Source organism: Altererythrobacter lutimaris (assembly GCF_013371495.1).
Taxonomy (GTDB): Bacteria; Pseudomonadota; Alphaproteobacteria; order Sphingomonadales; family Sphingomonadaceae; genus Erythrobacter; species Erythrobacter lutimaris_A.
The window spans coordinates 1,629,801-1,651,877 of sequence record NZ_JABWTA010000001.1 but is presented as its reverse complement, the minus strand read 5'-3'; the positions used below and the strand labels follow the sequence as shown (position 1 = coordinate 1,651,877).

Sequence of the window (22,077 nt, the reverse complement as noted above, 5' to 3'; positions counted from 1 at the left end):
GAACATTGCGCGATCCGCTCTGATAAAACCAACTTAATCAGTGGCTTGAGTCGAATTCCGACGCTAATCTGTTGCGACAACACCGAAAAAATCATGCGCATCAGCATCTTCTACGCTGACATCCACGATGTGCCCTTGCTTGAGATCGTCAGGCACGTTGCGCAAGAATACTTGACCATCGATTTCGGGAGCATCAGCCTGGCTACGGCCTGTCGCGCCGATGTCGCCATCTTCATCAGGCTCGCCAACTTCGTCGATGATGACTGGAAGCGTGGTCCCGATCTTGGCTTGTTGCTTGGCCGCACTGATCTTCTCAGTGACTTCCATCAATCGGGCATAGCGCTCTTCCTTGAGCGCCTCTGGCACAGGGTCGGGTAGGTCATTCGCCGCTGCGCCTTCTACCGGTTCGAAACGAAAGGCTCCGACCCGGTCGAGCTGCGCTTCTTCCAACCAATCGAGCAAGTACTGGAAGTCTTCCTCTGTTTCGCCGGGAAAGCCCACGACAAAGGAAGATCGGATCGCAATCTCGGGGCAGATTTCGCGCCAGCCCTTCAGCCGCTCGAGTACCTTTGCTTCGTTGGCCGGGCGGCGCATCAGTTTGAGTACCTTCGGGCTCGCATGCTGGAACGGGATATCGAGATAGGGGGTGAGCAGCCCTTCCGCCATTAGCGGGATTACCGCATCAACATGCGGGTAGGGGTAGACATAGTGGAGCCGGACCCATGGCGGCGTGCATTCCGGCGTGCGCAACTGACCGAGTTCGCGCGCCAGATCGGTCATGTGCGCGCGGACCTCTCGCCCCTTCCATTGGCGCGGTTCATGGCGCGTATCGACGCCATAAGCCGAAGTGTCCTGACTGATCACAAGCAGTTCGCGCGTGCCAGCTGCGACGAGCTTTTCCGCTTCGCGCAGCACCGCATCGACGCGCCTGCTGGCGAGTTTGCCGCGCAGTTGAGGGATGATGCAAAACGCGCAAGAGTGATTGCAACCCTCTGAAATCTTGAGGTAGCTGTAATGGCGCGGTGTGAGCTTGATGTCATGCTCTGACGGTTGCGGGATCAGATCCACAAACGGTCCCTGCGACGGCGGAGCGTGGGTATGCACGGCTTCGACCACTTGCTCATATTGATGCGCGCCTGTCACGGCGAGGACTTGCGGATGCGCGGCGCGAATGGCGTCGGCTTCTTCGCCCATGCAGCCTGTCACGATCACGCGGCCATTCTCAGCGATCGCTTCACCAATGGCAGAAAGGCTTTCTTCCTTGGCGCTATCCAGAAAACCGCAGGTGTTGACGAGCACCACATCTGCACCGGCGTAGTCCGGGCTCATCGCATATCCATCGGCGCGAAGGCGGGTCAGTATGCGCTCGGAATCGACCAAGGCCTTGGGGCAGCCAAGGCTGACCATGCCGACCTTCTTTTGGTCAGGGAGAGTTGTCGTCGTGCTCATTATGCGCAGCGCCTCTACACGTGTTCGATCTCTTGCGCTAGGCTCTCGCAAAGGGACGCAATTCGGGAGGAACTCATATGGATTTGTTTGACGTAAACTGGCTTGGCGTCGTGCTCGCTGCGGCGTGCGGATTTGTCGTTGGCGGGATTTGGTATGGCCCCATCATGGGCAAGAAATGGATGGGGGCCGTCGGCCTTACCGAGGATGATATCAAGGGCTCGAATATGGGCTTGATCTATGGCGGAGCATTCGCGTTTTCACTGCTCGCAAGCTGGACTTTGGCGCATACTTTCGCATCCTACGCGCAGGATCTGAGTGTTGCGGTCAAAGTGCTTACCGCGCTTGGCGTAGCGCTCGGCTTCATTGTCCCGGCGCTCGGCACGAATTATCTTTTTAGTCAGAAATCCAAGAGCTTATTCTTTATCGACGCAGGCTATTGGCTGTTGTTCTACACAGCGATGGGGCTGGTCCACGCCTACCTCCCCTAGGAGAGATAAGTCGAGATCACCCCTAGATGACCCCTAGATAAAGCGAGATCGGCTGAAAGTCGGACGAGACCTTGCGCAGACAAACCAAGACAAACAGTAAGTTCTCGCAAGCCTTGCTTTAATCGCCGTTTCCATTCCCATTCTCGCTGGGGCGGATTTCGACGACAATATCCCCGGGAAGAAGGCATTCGCATTCCTTCTCCCAATATCCGATCGCTTTGCCTTGGCGGTAAACGCGCAAGCCAACCCCGCCTGTTTCCAGCTGGTGGATCGACTGGCCGCATTCTTCTTCCGTCACTTCGCGTTCGACCAACTGGACGCGGCCAGTGACGGAAGCGAGGTCAGCCAGATATTCGGAGATATGCGTGCCAGTCGCGCTGCCGGCGAGCAGCAATCCGGTAAAGCGCACGGGATTGATGACATTGTTCGCGCCAGCTTGGCGGGCGAGCGATTCATTGTCATCCGCGCGCACAACCACGCTGATCGGAACATGCGGCGCAAGCGCGCGCACGGTCAGCACGATCAGGATCGAAGTGTCATCGCGGCCCGCAGAAACCAGCACATTCTGCGCCTTGGCAATTCGCACCGCCTGCAAGGTTTGATCGCGCGTCGCATCGGCTGCCATGACATTGCAGCCCAGGTTCTCTGCTTCCGTCAGCCGCTCTTCGCTTGGATCGACCACGACGATATTGCTGGCTTCGGTCCCGCGCTCGATCAGCTCGTTGACGCTTTCTGAGCCAGAAATGCCGTAGCCCAGCACGACGATGTGATCTTCGAGGTTTTCTTGAATACGTGTCATGCGCCACTTCTCCCAGCTGCGCTTGATAATGAAATTATAGGCCGTGCCTACAAAGATAAACAGCACGGCAAAGCGCACCGGTGTCACGATCACCGCTTCGATCAGCCGCGCACGGTCGGTGACCGGCGCAATATCGCCAAAGCCTGTCGTGGTGATGGAAATCATCGTGAAATAGATGATGTCGAGCAGGCTGACATCGCCATCGACATTGTCAACGAGGCCTCCGCGGTCGAACCAGTGGATCGCCACGACCAGCCCGATCAAACCGAGCGCTAGCGTGAGCCGGATGCCCAAATCGCCCCAGACCGGTATTTTGACCGCACGCCGCAAGGGCTTGAACCGCCGCTTGGTGGACGGGTGGCCTTTCTTTGTCGGCATGATCCGGTCGATAGGGTTCCTCATCGGCGCAAACGCTCTACCCGTCGAATCGTTCAGCAAGGGCACCAAGCGACGCGTGGTGGGTGAGGTCGAGTTGCAGCGGCGTCACAGCGATATAGCCCTCATCAATTGCTTCCAGATCGGTCCCATGATCAAGCGTATGCTCAATCGCATCAAGCCCGAACCAGAAATACCGATAGCCGCGCGGATCGCGACCCTCAACCACTGTGCCGCGCGAGTAATCATGGAAGCCTTGCCGGACGACGCGAATGCCTTTCACATCGGCAGCCGGTATCGGCGGGAAGTTCACATTGACTAGCGAGCGGGCCGGGAATTGCGCGCCAAGCAGTGGCTCAATCACTTTCGCGCCCCAATCGCGCGCGGCAGAGAAGGGAACGTCATCGCCCATGCCTTCGCGCGAATAGACCTGAGAGAGCGCTATCGAGCGAATCCCGGCAAGCGCGCCTTCTATGGCAGCGGACACAGTGCCGGAATAGGTGATGTCATCGCCCAGGTTCGCGCCGCGGTTGACGCCTGAGAGCACTAGGTCCGGCGGACCATCCATGACTGTACGCAGCGCCATCATAACGCTGTCAGTTGGCGTTCCACGTACAGCGAAGCGGCGTTCGCCAAACTTCTGCAAGCGAACCGGATGATTAAGCGTCAGCGAATGCCCGGCGCCTGATTGCTCCTCCGCAGGCGCGCAAACCCAGATGTCATCGCTGAACTGGCGCGCAATCTCCTCCAGCACTTCAAGGCCGGGGGCGTGATAGCCATCGTCATTGGTGACCAGAATGCGCATCAGCCAAGTGGCTCCAGCTTGGTCACGCCGCCCATATAGGGGTGCAGGACCTTCGGGATTGCGACTGAACCGTCGGCCTGCTGATAATTTTCGATGATCGCCACCAGAGTACGACCCACCGCAAGACCGGAGCCGTTCAGCAAGTGGAAATATTCCGTCTTCTTGCTGTCTTTGGGACGATAGCGGGCATTCATGCGGCGTGGCTGATAGGCACCGCCATTGGAGCAGGAACTGATTTCGCGATAGGCGCCTTGTCCGGGCAGCCAGACTTCCAGATCGAATGTTTTCATCATCGCGGCGCCCATGTCACCGGAGCACAGCGCGACAACGCGGTAGTGCAGACCGAGCGCTTGTAGCAGTCCTTCGGCAATCGACGTGATCCGCTCCTGCTCGGCTTCGGATTGCTCCGGCAAGGCAGCGCTGATCAGCTCGACTTTCTCAAACTGGTGTTGGCGAATGAAACCGCGCGTGTCCTTGCCCGCTGCGCCCGCTTCGCTGCGGAAGCAGGGCGTGAGCGCGGTGATGCGCATGGGGAAGTCGGCTTCCTCGAAAATCTGCTCGCGGAAGGAATTGCCAAGCGACATTTCCGAAGTCGAAATCAGATAGCGGCCGTCGGTTGTCTGGAAGAGGTCTTCTGAAAACTTCGGCAACTGACCTGTGCCATATCCTGCTTCTTCGCGGATCAGTAGCGGCGGATTGCATTCGGTATAGCCGTGCTCGCGCGTATTGGTGTCGAGCATGAACTGACCGAGCGCACGGTGCAGGCGCGCGATGTCTCCGCGCAGGAACGTGAAGCGTGCGCCTGAAATCTTCGCCCCGGTCTCAAAGTCCATGCCAAGTGCAGGCGCGATATCTGCATGCTCTTTCGGCTCGAAATCGAAGCTCGGCTTCTCTCCCCATTCGCGCAGGAAGACATTGTCGTCCTCGCTGTCACCGTCGGGTACAGAGGGATCAAGCAAGTTCGGCAGGCCGAGCAGCGCAGCGCGCAACTCTTCGCCCAGCGCACGCTCTTCTTCCTCGATTTGAGGCATGCTTTGCTTGAGCTCGGAGACTTCGGCTTTGAGCGCTTCGGCCTTGTCTTTATCGCCTTGACCCATTGCCTGCCCGATCGCCTTGGAGGCTTCATTGCGGCGGCTCTGCATTTCCTGCAGCTTGGTCGTGAGCGCGCGGAATTTCTCGTCCAGCGACAAGATACCAGCTGCCACCGGCTCCAGCCCGCGCCGGGCCATTGCTGCATCAAACCCGTCGGGGTCGTCTCTGATCATTCGTATGTCATGCATGGTGGAAGCGCCTATGCCTTCTCGTGCGCAGAATATCTAGCGGGCATTTCCGCGCCCGAGCTCTGAGCAAACTTGCATCATGCGTCTGAAAGATTAGGGGAACAGGCATAGCGAGCAGGTGTTCGGTTAGAGAGCGCAAGCTGACAGGGGCCCTAATAAATTCAGGGAGCAAGCACGATCTCAGGAAACGAGCCACCGCGACGCACTCCATTTATAGGATTGGCAAATTCCGTCATTCGCGCAGGGCGCGCAGTGGGCGCGCTTGCCAAGCCCGATCTCGACAAAGACCGATTGATGGAGCGCGCTGCGAGCGAAGCGGGGCTCGATGACTTTGGCGACCCGTGGTTCGAGCAGCCGCTCGATGTTTTGCTGCAATCCTTGCGTGAAGAAGCGCGGCTCAATCCGGCGGGCGATTTTTCCGCCATGCAGCAATTCCACAAGGTGCTGACTGACCGCTTGTGGGCGCGGATGTGGTTCAAGCGGCATCCCGAGATATTGGAGCGGGCGATCCCGCGCCCGGTGGTGATTGTCGGGCCTATGCGTTCAGGCACGACGCGGCTGCACCGCTTGCTCGCGAGCGACCGCCGCTTCAGCCATATGCGCAGCTTTGAAACGATCAGCCCTGTGCCGCGGCCAGACTTTGAGGACGTGCTGGCTGGCGAAGCTGAGGATTTCAGGCCTGTGCTTGCAGGCAGGATCATGAAAGTCGCGCGGCTCGCTAATCCGCGCACGCTGTCGATTCATCCCACGGGACCCTATCAGCCGGAGGAAGAGCTTGGTCTCTTTGTCTCCAGCATGTGGGGCATGAAGCATGACGCGCAGTGGCAAATTCCGAGCTATACCGCCTGGTGCGAAACGCAGGATGCAGAACCAGCTTATCGGCAATTGGCTGACCTGTTGCGGCTGGTCGGCTGGTCGCAGCAAGTTTCCTCGATCCGGCCATGGATTTTGAAGACCCCGCAGCACATGCTCGATCTGCCCGCGCTATTGAAAGTGTTTCCTGATGCGCGGCTGATCTTCACGCATCGCGATCCGCAGGCGGTAGTGGGCAGCGCAGCTTCGCTCGCCTGGAACCAGACGATCCTTTATTCCGATCATGTCGATCCGGCAGACATTGGTCGCGAGTGGCTGAGGAAGACAGAGCTCATGATTGCGCGGATGCGCGCTGCGCGTGACAGCATCCCGCGCGAGCGGATGATCGATGTGCAATATGACGATATGGACCGCGATTGGCGCGCGACGATGGAGCGGATCTACGCGTTTTTGGGCCTGGATATTGCGCCTGCCCTGCCGGGCATGGAAAGCTATCTCGAGGCTGCGGAGTCCCTGAAGCGCAATCCGCACCGCTACAGTCTGGAGCAGTTTGGCCTCTCGACAGGCGAAGTCGCGGAGCGGCTGGGCGATTATACCCGCACCTATGCTATCCCGACGGAAGCAGAGGCCGGGCGAGGGCGGGCAGAGCGCCGCTCCGCCGCGCGCTAAACCGGCCCTACTTTGCCAGAACGTTTGAGGCTTTCGTGATGAGCTGATCACCTTTCGAAAGGTCAGCCGCGCGCGGCTGAACCGGGCAGAATTCGCAATAGGCCTGAATGCCTGTCCCGCGCAGCATACGCTCCAAATCGCTGGCAATGCGGCCCATCGCAGCGCGCTGTCCAACAGCTACGTGGCCCGCAAAATCGCCGCTCATTACCGGTGCACGCGCATCGCTAGACATCAATTGCCGGATCAGCGACTGATACGGGTCAACAGAGCCGCCGAGCGTCACGAGGTGGAACCCTTCTTCACCTGCTTCGGCCTGTTCTGCGACCCATGCCGCCGCTTCCTGCAGGCCGCCAAACTGGTCGATCAAACCGTTCTGACGGGCTGTCCCGCCATCCCAGACCTGACCTTGCGCAATCTCGTCGACTTTCTCGACCGGCATGTTGCGAGCCTCTGAAACAATTGCGAGGAATTGCGTGTAGACACGGTCAATCGATGTCTGGATCAGCGTGTCCACTTCAGGCGTAAACCCGCCCAGCGTGTCGGGCTGACCCGACAGAGGCGTAGTCGCAAGGCGGTCGGTTGATACGCCGATCTCTGCCAGCGAATTCTCGAAGGTCGGCAGGAAGCCATAAACACCGATTGAGCCCGTCACAGTCTCCGGCTGGGCAAAAATACGGTCACCAGCGGTCGCGACCCAATAACCGCCGCTAGCCGCGACATTGGCAAAGGAAACCGCGACGGGAATGTCTTTCTCGCGATAGCGCTCGATTGCGCGACGGATCTGTTCAGAGGCGAGAACCGACCCGCCGCCTGAATCCACGCGTACGACAAGACCGTCATAATCGTCGTCCAAGCCGTTATTGAGCAAGTCAGCGATGCGGTCACCACCTGCCGTGCCTGGACCGGCATCGCCATCAACGATAGCGCCGGCCACATTGACCACAGCGATCTTCTTGCCATCCGTGTCGGCAGGGTTCGCGGCGAGCCAGACCTTGAGGCTGTTCTGCGCAAAGTCGCCTGGATTGTCAGTCGAGCCTTCGCCAGCGACTTCTGCGACGCGTACGGCGAACTCTTCAAAGCTGCCAAGCTTGTCGATCAGGCCTGCGTCGACACCGGCCTGTGCAATGTCGCCATTGCCGCTCTGAATGTAAGTTTCAGGGTCCGTCGCGACCAGTTCGATGTTTGCGGCTGGCCGCGTAGCTTTCACATGAGCCTGCCATTCCTCCCAACGCGTATCGATTACGGCTTGAATATTGCGCCGCGCTTCATCGGAGAAAGAATTGCGCTCGAACGGTTCGATGCCGGCCTTGTAGGTTCCAACGCGGTATGTCTTTGCGTTGACGCTTAGCTTGTCGAGCATGTCCTTGTAGAACATCGCTGACCCGCCTGGACCTGCAATATAGGCGACACCAAGCGGGTCCATCCACACCTCGTCGGCGTGCGAGGCAAGCAATAGAGCGGGGTCCGAATAGGCCAGACCGTATGAGAAAACCGGTTTGTCTGCGGCCTTCACTCGGTTCAGCGCTTCGCCAACCTCCTGCAAGTGGACCTGGCCACCGCCGAGAAACATCCGGAGATCCAGCACAACCGCTTTGATCCGCTCATCGCTAGCCGCTGCGTCAATCGCCCGAACCAACTCACGTGCTTCAAACTCGGAGACAGGCGCTTCGCCGGAAATCAGCGTGGCGAACGGGTCGATTTCTGCGCGCTCTTCAACAATGAAGCCGTTGAGGTCGAGCAGTAATGCGCCATCGCGCACTTGGCCGGGGCTGGGACGCGCTGAAAGAACCGCGAACAGCGCCATGAAAAACAGCAGCATGAACACGAGGACCAAACCGTCCTTGATGCCCACTAACAAACGCCAGACCTTGCCTGCAAAACTCATCGAATGCCCCAAATGAATGTGATGTTTTGTTAAAAGTAGTGATTTGCGCGCAAAGTTCCAACGAAATCGCGTACACAATCACCACAGAAGGGGTTGAGCGACACACACAGCTCGTCTAACGGCATCGCTTTAATGACATCGATGGACACAACTTCGAACGCAGACCGCTACCCAGCGGGCAGCGCCGCCTTTCCACATCGCGATTTGCTCGGCATTTCGCAGCTCGAACGGCATGAAATCCTATATCTGCTGGATGAGGCAGAACCGTGGATCGATTTGAACCGGCAGTCCTCCAAGCATGTCGACCTTTTGTCCGGTCTTACGATCATCAATGCGTTCTTTGAAAATTCAACGCGCACGCTGCTGAGCTTTGAGATTGCAGGCAAACGGCTGGGCGCTGATGTAGTCAACATGCATGCCGCACAGTCCAGCGTCAAAAAGGGCGAGACGCTGATCGATACGGCGATCACGCTGAACGCAATGCGGCCAGATGCGATTGTGATCCGTCACGGCTCGAGTGGTGCGACAAAACTGATCGCAGATAAAGTCGATTGCCCGGTCTTGAACGCAGGCGATGGGAGCCACGAGCATCCGACACAAGGTCTGCTGGATTCGCTTGCTTTGCGCCATGCGCTGAGGCAGCGCGGCGAAGCAGCAGACGACTTTACCGGGCTGACTGTGACGATCTGCGGCGACATCCTTCACAGCAGGGTCGCGCGCAGCACCTTGCTGTGCTTGCAAGCGCTTGGCGCGAGCGTTCGGCTATGCGCGCCGCCAGCGCTGATGCCAGCCGATGTCGAAGCCATCGGTGCAGAACCGTTCTACAACTTCGATGCAGCCCTCAAAGGCGCGGACGTTGTCATGATGCTACGTTTGCAGAACGAGCGGATGGAAGGCCAATTCATTCCCTCTCCGCGCGAATATCATCATCTTTACGGCCTCACGAAAGACCGGCTGGAGCGTGCTGCGCCTGATGCGCTGGTGATGCATCCGGGTCCGATGAACCGCGGGGTCGAGATCGACAGCGATGTGGCAGATATGCTCGACCGTTCGATTATCACGCGGCAAGTCGAAATGGGCGTCGCCATCCGCATGGCGTGTCTGGACATTCTGACGCGGCGAACGCGCGGTGTGGAGGGCTGGTCATGAAACAGCAGCAGCCTCTTACCATCACAAATGGCCGCTTAGTTACGTCGCAAGGCGTGAATGAAGGCGGAGTGCGACTGGCTGAAGGTCGCATCCAAGCGGTCGGCGATGTTTCTGCCAAGGCAGGCGATGAAACATTCGATGCCAAAGGACAATTGGTAGCGCCCGGCCTCGTCGATCTGGGTGTCTTTGCAATCGATAAACCCGCGTTCCACTTTGGCGGGATCACGCGCGCAGCGCTGATGCCGGATCAGTCTCCTCCGCTTGATCTGCCGAGCCGGGTCAATTACATCGCGAAGAGCGGCAAGCCCAATCTCTGGGTGCATCCATTGGCAGCGGCAACACGCGATCTTGCAGGCAAGGAGCTCGCAGAAATCGGCCTGATGACCGAAGCAGGCGCGCGCGGCATCGCGACCGGGCGGCGTTGGGTTGCTGATAGCGGCGTCATGCTGCGTATCATGCAATATGCAGCGATGCTGGATCTGGTCGTTGTGACGCATGCAGAGGATTCCGGTCTTGGAGGGGAAGCCGCAGCGACCGCGGGCGAGATGGCAACGCGTTTGGGCTTGCCGAGTGCTCCGGTTGAAGCCGAAGCGCTTGCTGTCGCGCGCGACATTGCGCTCGCTGAAATGAGCGGGGCGCGGCTGCACTTGCGCCAAGTGACGAGCGCTGCTGCAATCAAGCTGGTGCGCGCTGCAAAGGCGAGGGGCGTCAATGTGACGGCGGGCGTCACGCCTGCGCACTTCATGCTGTCCGATCTCGCGACGGCTGAATTCACGACCTTCATGCGGCTCTCGCCGCCATTGCGCAGCGAAGCCGCCCGACAGGCTGTGATCGCTGCGATCGGGGAAGGCGTGATTGACGTAATCGCAAGTGGGCATGACCCGCGTGGCCCTGAAGACAAGCGTTTGCCTTTCGCTGATGCAGAGCCCGGTATGGCAGGGGCTGAGACGCTGCTTGCAATGACACTGACGCTGGTTCGCGATGGCGTAATCGATATAGCTCGCGCGTTTGATCTGCTTGCTAGCAATCCGGCAAAGCTGTTGGGCGTTGAAGCGGGCACGCTGGACGTCGGTATGGAAGCGGACATCGCGCTGGTTGACCCTGAAAAGCCATGGATTATCGATCGCCGCAAGATGGCAGCGACTGCGGACAACACGCCGTTTGATGGTCAGCCGACGCAAGGGCGTGTGACGGCGCTGTTTAAAGGCGGTTTAGGGATCTCGTGATCTAACGTTTCCGTTTTGCGGGTTGCTCGGTCAAGGTCAGCACGGATGTGCTGACCGCACCAAACAAACCCAAAAAACAACCCCCGGATACCCTTTCGGGCCCGGGGGCAGTCTCGCTGAAAGCTCTTTGAATTTCGGGTTTAGCGTGCCGCGACGCGGATAACCTTGTCTGTCGCGCCCGGAAGGCTCGTGCTGCTTGCATAGGCAAGGCAGCCAGCGCCGGAGGCCTTGACCTGGCCGCACATGGCGGCAGCGCCGTTCTTGCCGAATCCGGCAGCTGCAACACGGTAATAGGTCTTGCCGCCAACATTGGCCTGCGTGATGACCATGTCGTGACCTTTGAGGTTCGGATAACGCTTCTTGTAGATGCTCCACGCATTCTCAGCGCCTTCGCGGCTGGAGAAGCTGCCGAGCTGAACCAGATGCGTATCGGTTGCGTTGTCAGCTGTCGATGCCATGCGGCGCTGAGAAGAGCTTGCGGCCAGACGCGTTGCCGGACGTTTCTTCGCGCTTGCGCGGCGCTCCTGATAATCTGAGTTGATCTGCTGGATCACCGGATTGGAAACATAGCGGATCTTCGCGGGAGCAGCGTCAGCCATACGCATCGGAGCAGCCTCAGCGGCAGGTGCTGCCACCGGAGCGGCTGGCGTTGCAACTGGCGCTTCTGCAAAACTTGCTTCGTCTGCAGCAGCCAGTTCAACCGGCATTTCTGCAGCCGCTTCTGCGACCATCTCGGCATGGGCCGGGTGGTTTGACAGGGCCAGGTATGTCGGCTGGCCAGCGTCATAGGTCGGCGTGACATTCAGCAGTGTTGCAACGCGTGTCTGATAGTCTTCCGGCTTGCCCATCTGCGCCCACTGGCTGATCCGTTCGTCGAGTTGGTCAGCTGGAACGTCTTCTGCAGCCATCACGCGTGCACCGCGCCAATTGCCTTGCAAAGCATATGCGTAAGCAAGGTTCTGACGCAGCTTGGCTGAGTTCTGGCCTTCGCGAAGCTGGTTGCCGAGGATTTCAACGCCGCGGTCAGCATCGCCAGCGAGAGCCAGCGCAAGACCAAGGTCCGCGCCATCGATCATCGCAGCATTCTCGTTAAGCGCAGCGCGAGCCGCGCCGCTATTGCCCAGTGCGGTTTCTGCCAGCGCATAGCTCAGTACAGTGCGCGGATCGGTGTCACCCAGATCCAGTGCATCGCTGAAGCTCGTGGCAGCAGCCTGGAAGCGGCCGCTTTCAAGATAGGCAGCGCCTAGCATCGCACGGTAGCTTGCATTGCGCGGCTCGGACTGAACCGCAGCTTCTGCATGCATGACCGCTTTGTCAGCTTCACCCTTCGCAAGCGCGCTTTGTGCTTTGCTGAATGATGTCTCAGCGCGCGGCGCGGAGCCGCCCGTGGTGCAGCCTGCCAGCGCAACGCTGGCAAGAGCGGTTGTGAGAGCCAAAGCGATCTTTGGTGCGTTGATGGATTTTTCGGTGCGGGTCATGTGGGTTCCCCTTCCTTCACATTCAGCGAGCGAGCGCGCGCTCAGTTCTTCTTCATTTGAGCGGCGAGAGTCTCGAGTTCCGTCATTTCGCCAAGCAAGGCATCGAGCGCTTTAGTCACGAGTTCTTGAGCGCTGGTTTCCTGCATGGTTGCAGCCAGACGCAGCTTGAGGTGACGGTCCTGGTCGAGACGCAGAGTAAATGCGGCCCTTTTGCCTTGCTTGAGAGCGGATTGACGCTTGCGCACAGGCTTCTCGATCGGTCCCAATTCGATCGGTCCAGGCGAGTTGTCCTGTGTGATGGCGACTTTGCCTGCGGTTGGCTTCAAGTGCACCACTTCAGCGGTTTCCGCACCGTCTTCTGCCGCGTCATCGCCCATGTCATTCCAGCCAAGATCCTCAAGGTTCTTCGGCGTTGCGTCAGGAATAGGCGCAAGCTGTGGACGCATGGCAGGCTTGGCGCCGCCTTTGCGTGCGAGCAGTGTCGGGTTCAGTGAAGCGAAGCTGGCTTCGTTCATGATGCCGCTCCTTTCGATTACTGAGCGACGCGGCGACCGAAGCCACCGCCTGGACGACTAGCACCGGGCAGCTGAGACTGCGAGTTCGGAGCTGCAAAGACTGTGCGACGGAAGTTCTTTTCCAGCCGGTCGTAAATATACTTCCACAGCGCTGTCACTTCAGCCGCGCTGCGGCTTTCCGGATCGACTTCCATGACCGTGCGGCCATCGATCATCGATGCGGCGAAATCTGTGCGGTGATGCAAAGTTATCGGGGCAACGGTGCCGTGCTGCGACAGCGCAACGGCGGCTTCCGAAGTGATCTTCGCTTTCGGTGTTGCTGCGTTCACAACGAACACTAGCGGCTTGCCAGCACGCTCACACAGATCGACCGTTGCGCCGACAGCGCGCAGATCGTGCGGGCTTGGGCGGGTTGGAACGACGATGAGCTCAGCCACGGAAATCACGGACTGGATTGCCATAGTGATTGCCGGAGGCGTATCGATCACTGCCAGTTTGAAGCCCTGCTGACGCAGAACCTGCAAATCGTTGGCGAGACGCGCAACCGTGGTCTGCGCAAAAGCGGGATATTCCGCTTCACGCTCGTTCCACCAGTCTGCGAGTGAACCTTGTGGGTCAATGTCGATCAGGACGACCGGACCAGCACCAGCGCGCTGAGCCTGGACGGCAAGATGACCTGATAGGGTGGTCTTGCCTGAGCCACCTTTCTGCGATGCCAAAGCGAGTACACGCAACGGTTGGGTCCCCCTGGATTGCCCTTTACACTTCCCGCCGGTTGACGGGTTCGTGTGCTGGGATCGCAGGATTGCGCTAATTTTAGGTTAACGCGGGCCTTAGTTCGTGTATTAGGGGTGCAATACAGGCGGAGGGAAATGCAGGTGTCCAACACGGAAGAAATGTCTGAAAACAGCGTGATGGCCGAAACTGGTGGCGAGATGGCGTCTGCGCCGGTTGCAAGGGCCGATAGGATCGGTTCGCTCGATTTTATCCGTGGCATTGCCGTGCTTGGTATCCTTGCAGCGAACATCATTGCGTTCGGTCAGCCCTGGAGCGCGTATATGTGGCCTGAGGCCTTCCTTGCGGAGCACGGTCCAGGCTCCGACCTCATGTGGGTCGTACAATTCGTCCTCATTGACGGAAAGATGCGCGGGCTTTTCACCTTGCTTTTCGGAGCGGGGCTTGCGCTGTTCATGGAACGAGCCTGGGCGCGCGGGCAATCGCGTTGGCTGCAAATGCGCAGGCTTGCGTGGCTATTGGCGTTTGGACTGTTCCATTTCTATTTCATCTGGCGCGGCGACATTCTGTTCCTGTACGCAAGTCTTGGTTTTATTGCGGTCCTATGCCTGCGCTGGGCAGCAAAGACCCAGCTCATGGTCGGGATCATCAGCTATATCCTTGGCGGATTCATCTTCGCGGCAATGATGGGCTTCCCATATTTCATTGCCGAAACCTCGGTCGGCGATCAGCCGGAATTTGCTGAGGCTCGCGAGCAGATCGATCTGGCGATGACCGAGGCGGTGAAGGAAGCCGAAACCGAGCAGGCGATCATGACCGACGGCAGCTATGCCGACATCGTCTCGCATACCTTCTCCGCCCACGCCTTCGATCCGTTGGTGTCGATCTTCATGTTGTCGTTTGAGACCTTGCCGCTGATGCTGATCGGCATGGCGATTTACCGGATGGGCTTTTTCAGTGGTGGATTGAATGCGGGATCAATGCGGCGATGGGGCTGGACGGGGGTCATCCTTGGCTCGCTTGCAACGGCCGGGATCGCGATCTTCACTTATCAGGAAGGGCTTACCTACTGGGGCACGCTGAGCGCGATGATGGCGTGGATGCACTTGCCACGCCTTCCGGTCGTGATCGGTCTTGCCGCCTTGCTAACGCTCTATAGTGCGACGGCGAGTGGCTGGCTGCCCGAGAGACTTTCCGCAGCGGGCCGAATGGCGTTCACAAATTACCTCGGCACGTCCGTCCTCATGATGCTGATATTCCATCCATGGGCGGGCGGCTTGTGGGGTGAGCTTACCCGCTCTCAACTCTATCTCGTTGTGCTCCTGACTTGGGTGCTTATGCTGCTGTGGTCAAAGCCTTGGCTTGAGCGGTATCGCTATGGCCCGCTCGAATGGCTGTGGCGCTCGCTTACCTATGGGAAGCTGTTTCCGCTCAAGCGGTAAGTGCCCTTTCTGTTGTAGGGTGGCTGAGGAATTGTCCACATATCTTCGAAAACAGCTTGCTATTGAGAATAATTCGCATAAATTCGTAACTGCGAATCAATCGCAGGAGTTTGTAGCGGCGATGTACGTCTGCATTTGCAATGCCATAAAGGAAACCGATCTGCGCCGAGCAGCGCGTCAGTCGACCGGCGATGCTGAAGCGGTTTACGCAAGCTTAGGCAAGCAACCCAATTGCGGGACATGTCTGTGCGAAGCAGACGCAATTCTCTCGGAAGAGCGCCAAGGCGTAACGACTTGTTGCAAAGAATTCGCAGTCTAAACAATTTCGCGCTACTGCGAATGGTTCTCAAATAACTGAAAATTCACGGTTTTTTCGTATGAGCCCTTGCCTTGAGTATGATTGCGCGCCATAGGCTGCGGCATCATCAACATCGACGTATTTCGTCTTGCAAGGGGAAGGCGCCATGAAGGGCGACGCTACAGTCATCGAATTCCTGAACAAGGCTCTCACCAACGAGCTCACAGCGATCAATCAGTACTGGTTGCATTATCGTGTGCTGGCCGATTGGGGTGTTCACAAGCTTGCCGAATATGAGCGGCATGAGTCCATCGACGAGATGAAGCACGCCGACATTCTGGCTGAGCGTGTGCTGTTCTTGGGCGGACTCCCGAACTTTCAGGCAATCCACAAGCTAAAGGTAGGCGAGAGCGTCGAGGAAATCCTCAAGGCGGATTTGGCGGTCGAGCATGAAGCCATCCCTTTGCTTAAGGATGCGATCGAACATTGCGAGAAGGTCCGCGATTATGTGAGCCGCGAGATTTTCGCACGGATCCTCGAAAGCGAAGAAGAGCATGTGGATTTCCTTGAAACGCAATTCGACATGATCGAGCGGATGGGTCTGGAAAATTACGTCCAGCTGCAAAGCAAAGCTGCTGGTGAAGGCGAAGGCTGAGACTTCAGCCTATCCATAGCGCAAACAGATCAAAGAAAGGCGGGGCAGCGATGCTCCACCTTTTCTAGTTCGTGCTTCGCAGCAAGGTTTGCTCTGCCGTGCGAACCATCGCATCGAGATACTCGCTTTGGCTCCAGCCGCAGTCTTGAGTGAGATGCTCCCAGTTGCGGACGGACAATAACGTCCATAACCAATCGACTGCTTTCTTTTGGTCCCACCTTGGAGCAAGCGCTCCTTCTTTTTTCAGGGCCTCGACTGCTGCTTCACAACCGTGACGTACAGCCTTCATGCGATCACGCCATGCCGATTCAGCAGCTTCGTCGCTTGGCATCATCGCCATGAAGGCGCGGCCAACACCATAAATATGCGGAATGTGTCCGCTCCATGCGCGAATAAAGGCCGGCAGGCGCTCACGGCCTGTTTTCGCCGCGCGACTTTCTGCCAGAGCCGCATCAACGTCAAAGACTTCATCGAGGTGCCTTGCCGTCGCAACCAGCAGCTCGGTCCGGCTAGGGAAATGCAGATAGAGAGCCTGACGGCTGATCCCGGCGGCTTTGGCAATATCACCCATCCGGCTCTGGCGCGGATCTCCGCTCTCCAGGGCTTTCCATGCAGCCTCGAGGATACGCGATCGTGTGCCTGGATTCTTTTTACTTGACATAGTGTCAAGTTAGCGGCATTTGACGCCGCGTCAACTTTACACAGTGTCAAGCAGAAGGAGATTCGATCATGCAAGAACGTGTATTCATCTGGGTCGCTCATCCGGGCGAAGGAACATTCAACCACGCATTGGCAGACGCCTATGAGCAAGGCGCGCGCAGCAGCGGGGCAAAGGTGCGCCGCATGGACCTTGCGAACATGGCATTCTCCACTGACTTCACGGGTTATGCTGACGCGCCTGCGTTGGAGCAGGATTTACTCGCTTGGCAGGAAAACCTTGCTTGGGCGACGCGCGTTTTCATCGTCCATCCGCTGTGGTGGGGCGCAATGCCTGCTCTGGCAAAGACAGTGCTGGATCGAGGGCTGACCTCCGGGTTTGCCTACAAATATCGCAAAGGCCCCGGTATCAAATGGGACAAGCTCCTTGATGGACGAGTGGGTGATGCGATCATCACAGCCGATACGCCAAGATGGATCGACAACTGGCTCTATCTGAGACCAGCTCGGCGCATCCTTAAAGATCAAGTGTTGGGCTTTTGCGGCATCAAGCCGCGCAAGATCAAATACGCAGGTTCGGTCAAACTCTCAGACGAAGCTCAACGCGAAAAGTGGCTCGCGCAGGCCTTTGCAATGGGCGCCAAAAAAGGAACAAACCTCCGGCCTGCGACCGACTTCGTTGCACCAGCTTCGACTGACATAGCTCAACTCAAGATCGCTGCATAAGGAGCAAGACAATGGAAATCGAATTCGCAAAAATCGCCGCTATCACTCTCGCAATTGGTTCTGCCATGGTCGGCGGAGTGTTCCAGTCATTCTCGGACTTCGTCATGCGCGGGCTTGCTGAAGCCGGCCAAGCAGGCGCGAAAGGCATGCAAGGATTGAACCGCACGGTGATGCGCTCTTTCTTCCTCTACATGCTGTTCGGAATGGCGCCTGCGTCCATTTCAGTCGCGCTCTATTTCGACGCCTATCTGACATATGAAGCAGCCTATGCGCTGTGGATCGGAGCTGGCGTTTATGTCGCCTCTGTCCCGTTTGTAACGATGGTCGGTAATGTGCCGATGAACAATCGGCTCGCCGCAGTCGATGCCGACACGAGGGAAGGCGCTGCTTACTGGAGCACCTATCTCTCGGGCTGGACCCGCTGGAACACCACGCGGACTTTGGGCTGCTATGCCGCTGCAGCATGCTTCGCCTATGCTGCGATCTCAATGTAAGAAATGCGATCAGAGAGGGCGGCGGGTCTAGTCGCCCTCTTTGCTTGCCCCTAAAAAGGCGCGCTGGCCGCTCGCCGCGACGATCGTTTCCATCGCGAAATGCACTAGGCCGGTAATCAGAAAGCCCATGCTGGTAATCCAGGCAACGGCGACAAGCGAGCCGATCTGAGGCGTGATGAAAGCGCTGATAAAGAGCAGCGCGATCACCACACACACAGTCAGAGCTGCTGCTGTAGAAAACATTACCGCACGCTGAGCGAGCTTCCGGCGACGACAAAGCCTTTGCAGCTCGCTCATCTCGCGCGCGCTGCGATCTTCGTCCATGCGCATTTCGAGCCGCTCGATGCGTTCTGCTACCCAGATCAGGCGGCTCATCATGACATTCATGATCGCGCCGATACCAGCGAGCAGAAAGGCAGGGGCAAGGCTCAGGCGAACCATCTCCTGCACCCGAAAAGTGCTCGATGTGCGCTCGAGCAGGTCGATTGCGATATTGGAACTGACGAGCAGGTCGAGGATCATGTCTTGTCCGAGCCGCCGCTGTAATTGCCGCCGCCGCCGCGATTGGCATTGTAGGGGTTCTTGGGGCTCTTGAGCACCACACGAACCGGTACCGCTTCAAAGCCGAGCTTCGCGCGGATTCCATTGACGAGATAGCGCTCGTAACTCTTCGGCAGCGATTCCAGCCGGGTCCCGAACACGACAAAGCGGGGAGGGCGCGTGCCGGCCTGAGTGATGTAGCGCAGCTTGATCCGCCGTCCGCCCGGCGCAGGAGGCGGATTGGCCGCCATCGCATCGTCGAACCAGCGGTTGAGTGCAGCGGTCGGCACGCGCTTCGACCAGCTTGCGCGGATCTCGAACGCTGCGCCGAGCATCGTATCAAGGCCCTTGCCTGTCTTGGCGGAGACTGCAAACAAAGGCAGCCCGCGCACCTGCGCCAGACCATCATCAAGTGCCGCGCGCACGCCGTTGAACAGCGCAGAGGCGTCTTCGGCAATGTCCCATTTGTTGATCGCGATCATCAGCGCGCGACCTTCTTCCAGCACCATGCTCGCGATCTTCAAGTCCTGATGCTCCAGCCCTTGGGTCGCGTCGAGCAGCAGGATCACCACTTCAGCAAAGTCGACCGCGCGGCGCGCATCAGCAACGGAGAGCTTTTCCAGCTTTTCTACGACATTGCGTTTCTTGCGCATGCCTGCGGTGTCGATCAGACGGATCTCGCGGGTTTCACCGGACTTGGGGTCTTCCCATTTCCAGTCGATCGCAATGGAATCGCGTGTGATCCCGGCCTCAGGCCCCGTCAGCAAGCGGTCTTCACCCAGCAGTCGGTTGATCAGCGTAGACTTACCCGCATTGGGTCGCCCAACGATAGCGAGTTTTAGCGGACCGAGCGGTGCCTCTTCGTCCTCGCTGGCCGCGAATTCCGCCGCCGCTTCGGCCGCTTCGGACTTGGCGCCAATGATGGGCCAGAGCGCCTGAAACAGATCCGCGACGCCTTCGCCATGTTCAGCCGACAGCGGCACAGGGTCTCCGAGGCCAAGTGAGTAGGCCTCCAGCACGCCGCTTTCGCCAGCCGCGCCTTCCGCTTTGTTCGCTACGAGGACAATCGGTACGTCGTGCTCGCGCAAGTACCGCGCGATCTCATTGTCGAGCGGGGTCAGGCCTGCGCGCGCATCGATGACAAACAAAGCAGCGTCCGCGCCTTCAAGGCTGGCTTCAGTTTGTTTTCGCATTCGGCCCGGCAGAGTGAGCTCGTCTTCGTCTTCCCAACCGGCGGTATCAACAATGGTGAACTGCATTCCCGCAAGCTCTGCATCGCCCATCCTGCGGTCACGGGTCACGCCCGGCTGGTCATCGACCAGCGCGAGCTTCTTGCCGACAAGCCGGTTGAACAGCGTCGACTTGCCCACATTGGGGCGACCGATGATGATGACCTGCGGTTTCATGTCTGTCTGCAAGTGGCGTTTAACCTGCCACTTGGCAAGCTAACCGCGCTCTTAACCCTTCTTGGCGACCGGAGGGTTTTCGCCCAAATCTTCGTACCAGGCTTCGACAGGACCATTCAGTTTGATCGTCAGCGGATTGCCTTTGCGATCAACTGTCTTGCCCGCCTGGACGCGCACCCAGCCTTCGGACACGCAATATTCCTCGATATCGGTGCGCACCCGATCCTTGAACTTGATCCCGACGCCGCGCTGCAATTTCTCCGCATCGAAATGCGGGCTGCGCGGATTGACGCTCAGGTGATCGGGCGGGGTGTCTTGTACGGTTTCTTCGGTCATGGGACGCGCCATTAGTCGCGATAGACACGCGAAACAAGCGGCTTGCGCTTGCCCTTTTCCTCTCACCCCATTAGAGGCGCACAGCAACGCGCGCGGGGGCCCAAGGGTTTCCCGCGCGGCTTCGTTCAGGATGCGGGCGTGGCGGAATTGGTAGACGCGCTGGTTTTAGGTACCAGTATCGCAAGATGTGGGGGTTCGAGTCCCTTCGCCCGCACCACCTCCGCTAGCCCATGTCCGGACTCGCAAAATACTGAGAAGGCTTAAGTTTTTTCCATGAAGATCACAGAAAAGACCAATGAAGGTCTCAAGCGCGCCTATGAACTGACCATCACTGCAAAAGAGATTGCAGACAAGGTCGAAGCGGAGATCAAGAAGGTTGCGCCGCAAGTGCGCATGCCGGGTTTCCGTCCGGGCAAGGTGCCTGCGAATCTCGTCAAGAAAATGCACGGCGAGCAGATTCACGGGCAAGTGATCAATGATACGCTGCGCGATTCGGTCGATCAGCTGATGAAAGACAAAGAGCTGCGTCCTGCCATGCAGCCGAAGATCGACCTCGCTGAGGGCTATGAAGAAGGCAAGGACGCAAACCTCACGGTCGAGCTGGAAGTGCTCCCTGAAGTGGAAGCGCCTTCGACGGACGGTCTGAAGCTTGAAAAGCTCGTCGTTCCTGTGAAGGACGATCAGGTTGACGAAGCGCTGAAGGACCTTGCTGGCAACAACAAGTCTTACAAGGATGCGGCCAAGACTAAGAAAGCGGCGGACGGCGATCAGCTGATCATCGATTTTGTCGGCAGTGTTGATGGTGTCGAGTTCGAAGGCGGCAAGGCGGAAGACGCGGCGCTGGTCATTGGTTCAGGCCAGTTCATCCCTGGCTTTGAAGAGCAGCTCGTCGGCGCGAAGACTGGTGATGAGAAGACCATCACTGTGACCTTCCCCGAAGATTATCCGGCTGAGAACCTCAAGGGCAAGGAAGCTCAGTTCGCGATCACTGTGAAGCAGGTGAAGGTCGAGACGGAAACCAAGGTCGATGAAGAGTTCGCGACCTCTTTGGGCCTCGACAGCCTCGACAAGCTGAAAGAGCTTCTGAAAGGCCAGCTCGAGCAGCAGACAGCGGGTCTCACGCGCACGCAGATGAAGCGTCAGCTGCTTGATACCCTTGCGGCCGGTCACGATTTCGAAGTGCCGAGCAAGATGGTCGATGCAGAATTCGAACAAATCTGGGCTCAGTTGCAGCAGGAAGCGGCTCGTGAAGACGATCCGGAAGCAGCGCAGAAGGAAATCGAAGCCGAGAAGGACGATTACCGCGACATCGCTGAGCGTCGCGTGCGTTTGGGCCTGCTGCTGTCAGAAATCGGTCAGGCGAACGGTGTTGAAGTGACTGCGCAGGAAATGCAGATGCTGATCCAGCAGGCGGCACAACAGTACCGTCCGGAAGATCGTCAGCGCTTCATGGAATATGTTCAGCAAGAGCCGATGGCAGCTGCTCAGCTGCGCGCGCCGCTTTACGAAGACAAGGTCGTCGACTTCCTGTTCGACAAAGCCGAAGTTACCGAGCGCGAAGTGACGCAGGAAGAGCTGGAAGCAGCCATCGAAGCAGACGAAAGCGCTGAAGCGAGCAAGGCCAAGAAGGCTCCCGCGAAGAAGAAAGCGCCTGCGAAGAAAGCTGCAGCTAAGAAGCCAGCGGCCAAGAAAGCGCCGGCGAAAAAGGCGGACGACAAGCCAGCAGCGAAGAAGGCCCCTGCAAAGAAAGCTCCGGCCAAGAAAGCCGCTGAGAAAAAGCCAGCCGCTAAGAAGCCGGCAGCCAAGAAGGCTCCGGCAAAGAAGCCAGCGGCTAAGAAATAATCAGATTGGACCCGC

22 protein-coding genes and 1 tRNA gene are annotated in these 22,077 nt (G+C 58.3%); 11 read left to right on the top strand and 12 right to left on the bottom strand.

Going from position 1 to position 22,077, the window contains the following annotated elements; genetic code table 11:
- Positions 1-63 precede the first annotated feature (63 nt).
- Complete coding sequence (rimO, locus tag HUO12_RS08005; protein WP_176273072.1) at positions 64-1,449, bottom strand: 30S ribosomal protein S12 methylthiotransferase RimO; 1,386 nt, start codon at positions 1,447-1,449, stop codon at positions 64-66.
- Positions 1,450-1,526: 77 nt separating this feature from the next.
- On the opposite strand from rimO, the gene HUO12_RS08000 reads away from it, so the two are divergent.
- On the top strand, positions 1,527-1,937 hold the full coding sequence (locus HUO12_RS08000) for a DUF1761 domain-containing protein (protein WP_176273071.1): 411 nt from the start codon (positions 1,527-1,529) through the stop codon (positions 1,935-1,937).
- Between the two features lie 118 nt (positions 1,938-2,055).
- Here the strand turns inward: HUO12_RS08000 and HUO12_RS07995 are convergent, their stop codons facing one another.
- The 3 genes from HUO12_RS07995 to serS are packed head-to-tail and all read right to left on the bottom strand — an operon-like array spanning position 2,056 to position 5,196.
- Complete coding sequence (locus tag HUO12_RS07995) at positions 2,056-3,114, bottom strand: potassium channel family protein (RefSeq protein ID WP_176274355.1); 1,059 nt, start codon at positions 3,112-3,114, stop codon at positions 2,056-2,058.
- 37 nt (positions 3,115-3,151) lie between these two features.
- Entirely contained in the window at positions 3,152-3,916 is a 765-nt protein-coding gene (gene surE / locus HUO12_RS07990; protein WP_176273070.1) for a 5'/3'-nucleotidase SurE, read from the bottom strand.
- Positions 3,916-5,196, bottom strand: a complete 1,281-nt coding sequence (serS, locus tag HUO12_RS07985; protein WP_176273069.1) for a serine--tRNA ligase — start codon at positions 5,194-5,196, stop codon at positions 3,916-3,918. Before serS ends, surE begins: the two co-directional genes overlap by 1 nt.
- A gap of 219 nt (positions 5,197-5,415) precedes the next feature.
- Between serS and HUO12_RS07980 the strand changes: the two genes are divergently transcribed.
- Positions 5,416-6,678 carry a sulfotransferase family protein gene (locus tag HUO12_RS07980; protein ID WP_176273068.1) on the top strand — a complete coding sequence of 421 codons (1,263 nt, stop codon included), beginning with the start codon at positions 5,416-5,418 and terminating at the stop codon, positions 6,676-6,678.
- Positions 6,679-6,685: 7 nt separating this feature from the next.
- Here the strand turns inward: HUO12_RS07980 and sppA are convergent, their stop codons facing one another.
- On the bottom strand, positions 6,686-8,563 hold the full coding sequence (gene sppA, locus HUO12_RS07975) for a signal peptide peptidase SppA (protein ID WP_176273067.1): 1,878 nt from the start codon (positions 8,561-8,563) through the stop codon (positions 6,686-6,688).
- A gap of 132 nt (positions 8,564-8,695) precedes the next feature.
- On the opposite strand from sppA, the gene HUO12_RS07970 reads away from it, so the two are divergent.
- A complete protein-coding gene (locus HUO12_RS07970) occupies positions 8,696-9,712 on the top strand; it encodes an aspartate carbamoyltransferase catalytic subunit (protein ID WP_176273066.1) in 1,017 nt (338 codons plus the stop codon).
- On the top strand, positions 9,709-10,938 hold the full coding sequence (locus HUO12_RS07965; protein ID WP_176273065.1) for a dihydroorotase: 1,230 nt from the start codon (positions 9,709-9,711) through the stop codon (positions 10,936-10,938). Before HUO12_RS07970 ends, HUO12_RS07965 begins: the two co-directional genes overlap by 4 nt.
- A gap of 140 nt (positions 10,939-11,078) precedes the next feature.
- On the opposite strand, the gene HUO12_RS07960 is transcribed toward HUO12_RS07965, so the two are convergent.
- From HUO12_RS07960 to HUO12_RS07950, 3 genes are read right to left on the bottom strand one after another with little or no spacing between them, the layout of a single operon-like run.
- On the bottom strand, positions 11,079-12,416 hold the full coding sequence (locus HUO12_RS07960; protein ID WP_176273064.1) for an SPOR domain-containing protein: 1,338 nt from the start codon (positions 12,414-12,416) through the stop codon (positions 11,079-11,081).
- A gap of 41 nt (positions 12,417-12,457) precedes the next feature.
- Positions 12,458-12,931 (bottom strand): hypothetical protein, encoded by a 474-nt coding sequence (locus HUO12_RS07955; RefSeq protein WP_176273063.1) that lies wholly within the window; start codon positions 12,929-12,931, stop codon positions 12,458-12,460.
- A gap of 17 nt (positions 12,932-12,948) precedes the next feature.
- Entirely contained in the window at positions 12,949-13,665 is a 717-nt protein-coding gene (locus HUO12_RS07950) for a ParA family protein (protein WP_176273062.1), read from the bottom strand.
- A 138-nt stretch (positions 13,666-13,803) separates the two neighbouring features.
- On the opposite strand from HUO12_RS07950, the gene HUO12_RS07945 reads away from it, so the two are divergent.
- The 3 genes from HUO12_RS07945 to bfr all read left to right on the top strand — a co-directional run bounded on the left by HUO12_RS07945 (position 13,804) and on the right by bfr (position 16,061).
- Positions 13,804-15,108, top strand: a complete 1,305-nt coding sequence (locus tag HUO12_RS07945) for a DUF418 domain-containing protein (RefSeq protein WP_232367341.1) — start codon at positions 13,804-13,806, stop codon at positions 15,106-15,108.
- Positions 15,044-15,427, top strand: a complete 384-nt coding sequence (locus HUO12_RS14695; RefSeq protein WP_408609452.1) for a (2Fe-2S)-binding protein — start codon at positions 15,044-15,046, stop codon at positions 15,425-15,427. Before HUO12_RS07945 ends, HUO12_RS14695 begins: the two co-directional genes overlap by 65 nt.
- A gap of 145 nt (positions 15,428-15,572) precedes the next feature.
- Positions 15,573-16,061, top strand: coding sequence for a bacterioferritin (bfr, locus tag HUO12_RS07935; protein ID WP_176273060.1), 489 nt, complete (start codon positions 15,573-15,575; stop codon positions 16,059-16,061).
- Positions 16,062-16,125: 64 nt separating this feature from the next.
- Here bfr and HUO12_RS07930 read toward each other — a convergent pair whose 3' ends face one another.
- A complete protein-coding gene (locus tag HUO12_RS07930; RefSeq protein ID WP_176273059.1) occupies positions 16,126-16,722 on the bottom strand; it encodes a TetR/AcrR family transcriptional regulator in 597 nt (198 codons plus the stop codon).
- Between the two features lie 68 nt (positions 16,723-16,790).
- On the opposite strand from HUO12_RS07930, the gene HUO12_RS07925 reads away from it, so the two are divergent.
- The gene (locus HUO12_RS07925; protein ID WP_176273058.1) at positions 16,791-17,444 is read left to right on the top strand and encodes an NAD(P)H-dependent oxidoreductase; all 654 of its coding nucleotides are present in this window, start codon (positions 16,791-16,793) and stop codon (positions 17,442-17,444) included.
- Between the two features lie 11 nt (positions 17,445-17,455).
- On the top strand, positions 17,456-17,938 hold the full coding sequence (locus tag HUO12_RS07920) for an anthrone oxygenase family protein (RefSeq protein WP_176273057.1): 483 nt from the start codon (positions 17,456-17,458) through the stop codon (positions 17,936-17,938).
- Positions 17,939-17,965: 27 nt separating this feature from the next.
- Here HUO12_RS07920 and HUO12_RS07915 read toward each other — a convergent pair whose 3' ends face one another.
- Genes HUO12_RS07915 through HUO12_RS07905 form a run of 3 tightly spaced genes read right to left on the bottom strand, consistent with a single transcriptional unit; the run spans position 17,966 to position 20,220 of the window.
- Complete coding sequence (locus tag HUO12_RS07915; RefSeq protein ID WP_176273056.1) at positions 17,966-18,460, bottom strand: DUF2721 domain-containing protein; 495 nt, start codon at positions 18,458-18,460, stop codon at positions 17,966-17,968.
- Entirely contained in the window at positions 18,457-19,884 is a 1,428-nt protein-coding gene (der, locus tag HUO12_RS07910; protein WP_176273055.1) for a ribosome biogenesis GTPase Der, read from the bottom strand. Before der ends, HUO12_RS07915 begins: the two co-directional genes overlap by 4 nt.
- Positions 19,885-19,935: 51 nt before the next feature.
- A complete protein-coding gene (locus tag HUO12_RS07905; protein WP_176273054.1) occupies positions 19,936-20,220 on the bottom strand; it encodes a DUF3297 family protein in 285 nt (94 codons plus the stop codon).
- Between the two features lie 132 nt (positions 20,221-20,352).
- On the opposite strand from HUO12_RS07905, the gene HUO12_RS07900 reads away from it, so the two are divergent.
- Together HUO12_RS07900 and tig are read left to right on the top strand one after the other, a co-directional pair.
- Positions 20,353-20,437 (top strand) — tRNA-Leu (locus tag HUO12_RS07900).
- A gap of 56 nt (positions 20,438-20,493) precedes the next feature.
- Entirely contained in the window at positions 20,494-22,062 is a 1,569-nt protein-coding gene (gene tig, locus HUO12_RS07895; RefSeq protein ID WP_176273053.1) for a trigger factor, read from the top strand.
- Positions 22,063-22,077: the final 15 nt, after the last annotated feature.

Bases quoted from the DNA above. Each gene is read 5' to 3' on its own strand.
- HUO12_RS07925 (WP_176273058.1), top strand. From the start codon at position 16,791: ATGCAAGAACGTGTATTCATCTGGGTCGCTCATCCGGGCGAAGGAACA.
- surE (WP_176273070.1), bottom strand. From the start codon at position 3,916: ATGCGCATTCTGGTCACCAATGACGATGGCTATCACGCCCCCGGCCTT.
- HUO12_RS07905 (WP_176273054.1), bottom strand. From the start codon at position 20,220: ATGACCGAAGAAACCGTACAAGACACCCCGCCCGATCACCTGAGCGTC.
- rimO (WP_176273072.1), bottom strand. From the start codon at position 1,449: ATGAGCACGACGACAACTCTCCCTGACCAAAAGAAGGTCGGCATGGTC.
- der (WP_176273055.1), bottom strand. From the start codon at position 19,884: ATGAAACCGCAGGTCATCATCATCGGTCGCCCCAATGTGGGCAAGTCG.
- bfr (WP_176273060.1), top strand. From the start codon at position 15,573: ATGAAGGGCGACGCTACAGTCATCGAATTCCTGAACAAGGCTCTCACC.
- sppA (WP_176273067.1), bottom strand. From the start codon at position 8,563: ATGAGTTTTGCAGGCAAGGTCTGGCGTTTGTTAGTGGGCATCAAGGAC.
- HUO12_RS07965 (WP_176273065.1), top strand. From the start codon at position 9,709: ATGAAACAGCAGCAGCCTCTTACCATCACAAATGGCCGCTTAGTTACG.
- HUO12_RS07945 (WP_232367341.1), top strand. From the start codon at position 13,804: ATGCAGGTGTCCAACACGGAAGAAATGTCTGAAAACAGCGTGATGGCC.
- HUO12_RS07955 (WP_176273063.1), bottom strand. From the start codon at position 12,931: ATGAACGAAGCCAGCTTCGCTTCACTGAACCCGACACTGCTCGCACGC.
- HUO12_RS07970 (WP_176273066.1), top strand. From the start codon at position 8,696: ATGACATCGATGGACACAACTTCGAACGCAGACCGCTACCCAGCGGGC.
- tig (WP_176273053.1), top strand. From the start codon at position 20,494: ATGAAGATCACAGAAAAGACCAATGAAGGTCTCAAGCGCGCCTATGAA.
- HUO12_RS07915 (WP_176273056.1), bottom strand. From the start codon at position 18,460: ATGATCCTCGACCTGCTCGTCAGTTCCAATATCGCAATCGACCTGCTC.
- HUO12_RS08000 (WP_176273071.1), top strand. From the start codon at position 1,527: ATGGATTTGTTTGACGTAAACTGGCTTGGCGTCGTGCTCGCTGCGGCG.
- HUO12_RS07960 (WP_176273064.1), bottom strand. From the start codon at position 12,416: ATGACCCGCACCGAAAAATCCATCAACGCACCAAAGATCGCTTTGGCT.
- HUO12_RS14695 (WP_408609452.1), top strand. From the start codon at position 15,044: ATGGCCCGCTCGAATGGCTGTGGCGCTCGCTTACCTATGGGAAGCTGT.
- HUO12_RS07995 (WP_176274355.1), bottom strand. From the start codon at position 3,114: ATGCCGACAAAGAAAGGCCACCCGTCCACCAAGCGGCGGTTCAAGCCC.
- HUO12_RS07930 (WP_176273059.1), bottom strand. From the start codon at position 16,722: ATGTCAAGTAAAAAGAATCCAGGCACACGATCGCGTATCCTCGAGGCT.
- HUO12_RS07920 (WP_176273057.1), top strand. From the start codon at position 17,456: ATGGAAATCGAATTCGCAAAAATCGCCGCTATCACTCTCGCAATTGGT.
- serS (WP_176273069.1), bottom strand. From the start codon at position 5,196: ATGCATGACATACGAATGATCAGAGACGACCCCGACGGGTTTGATGCA.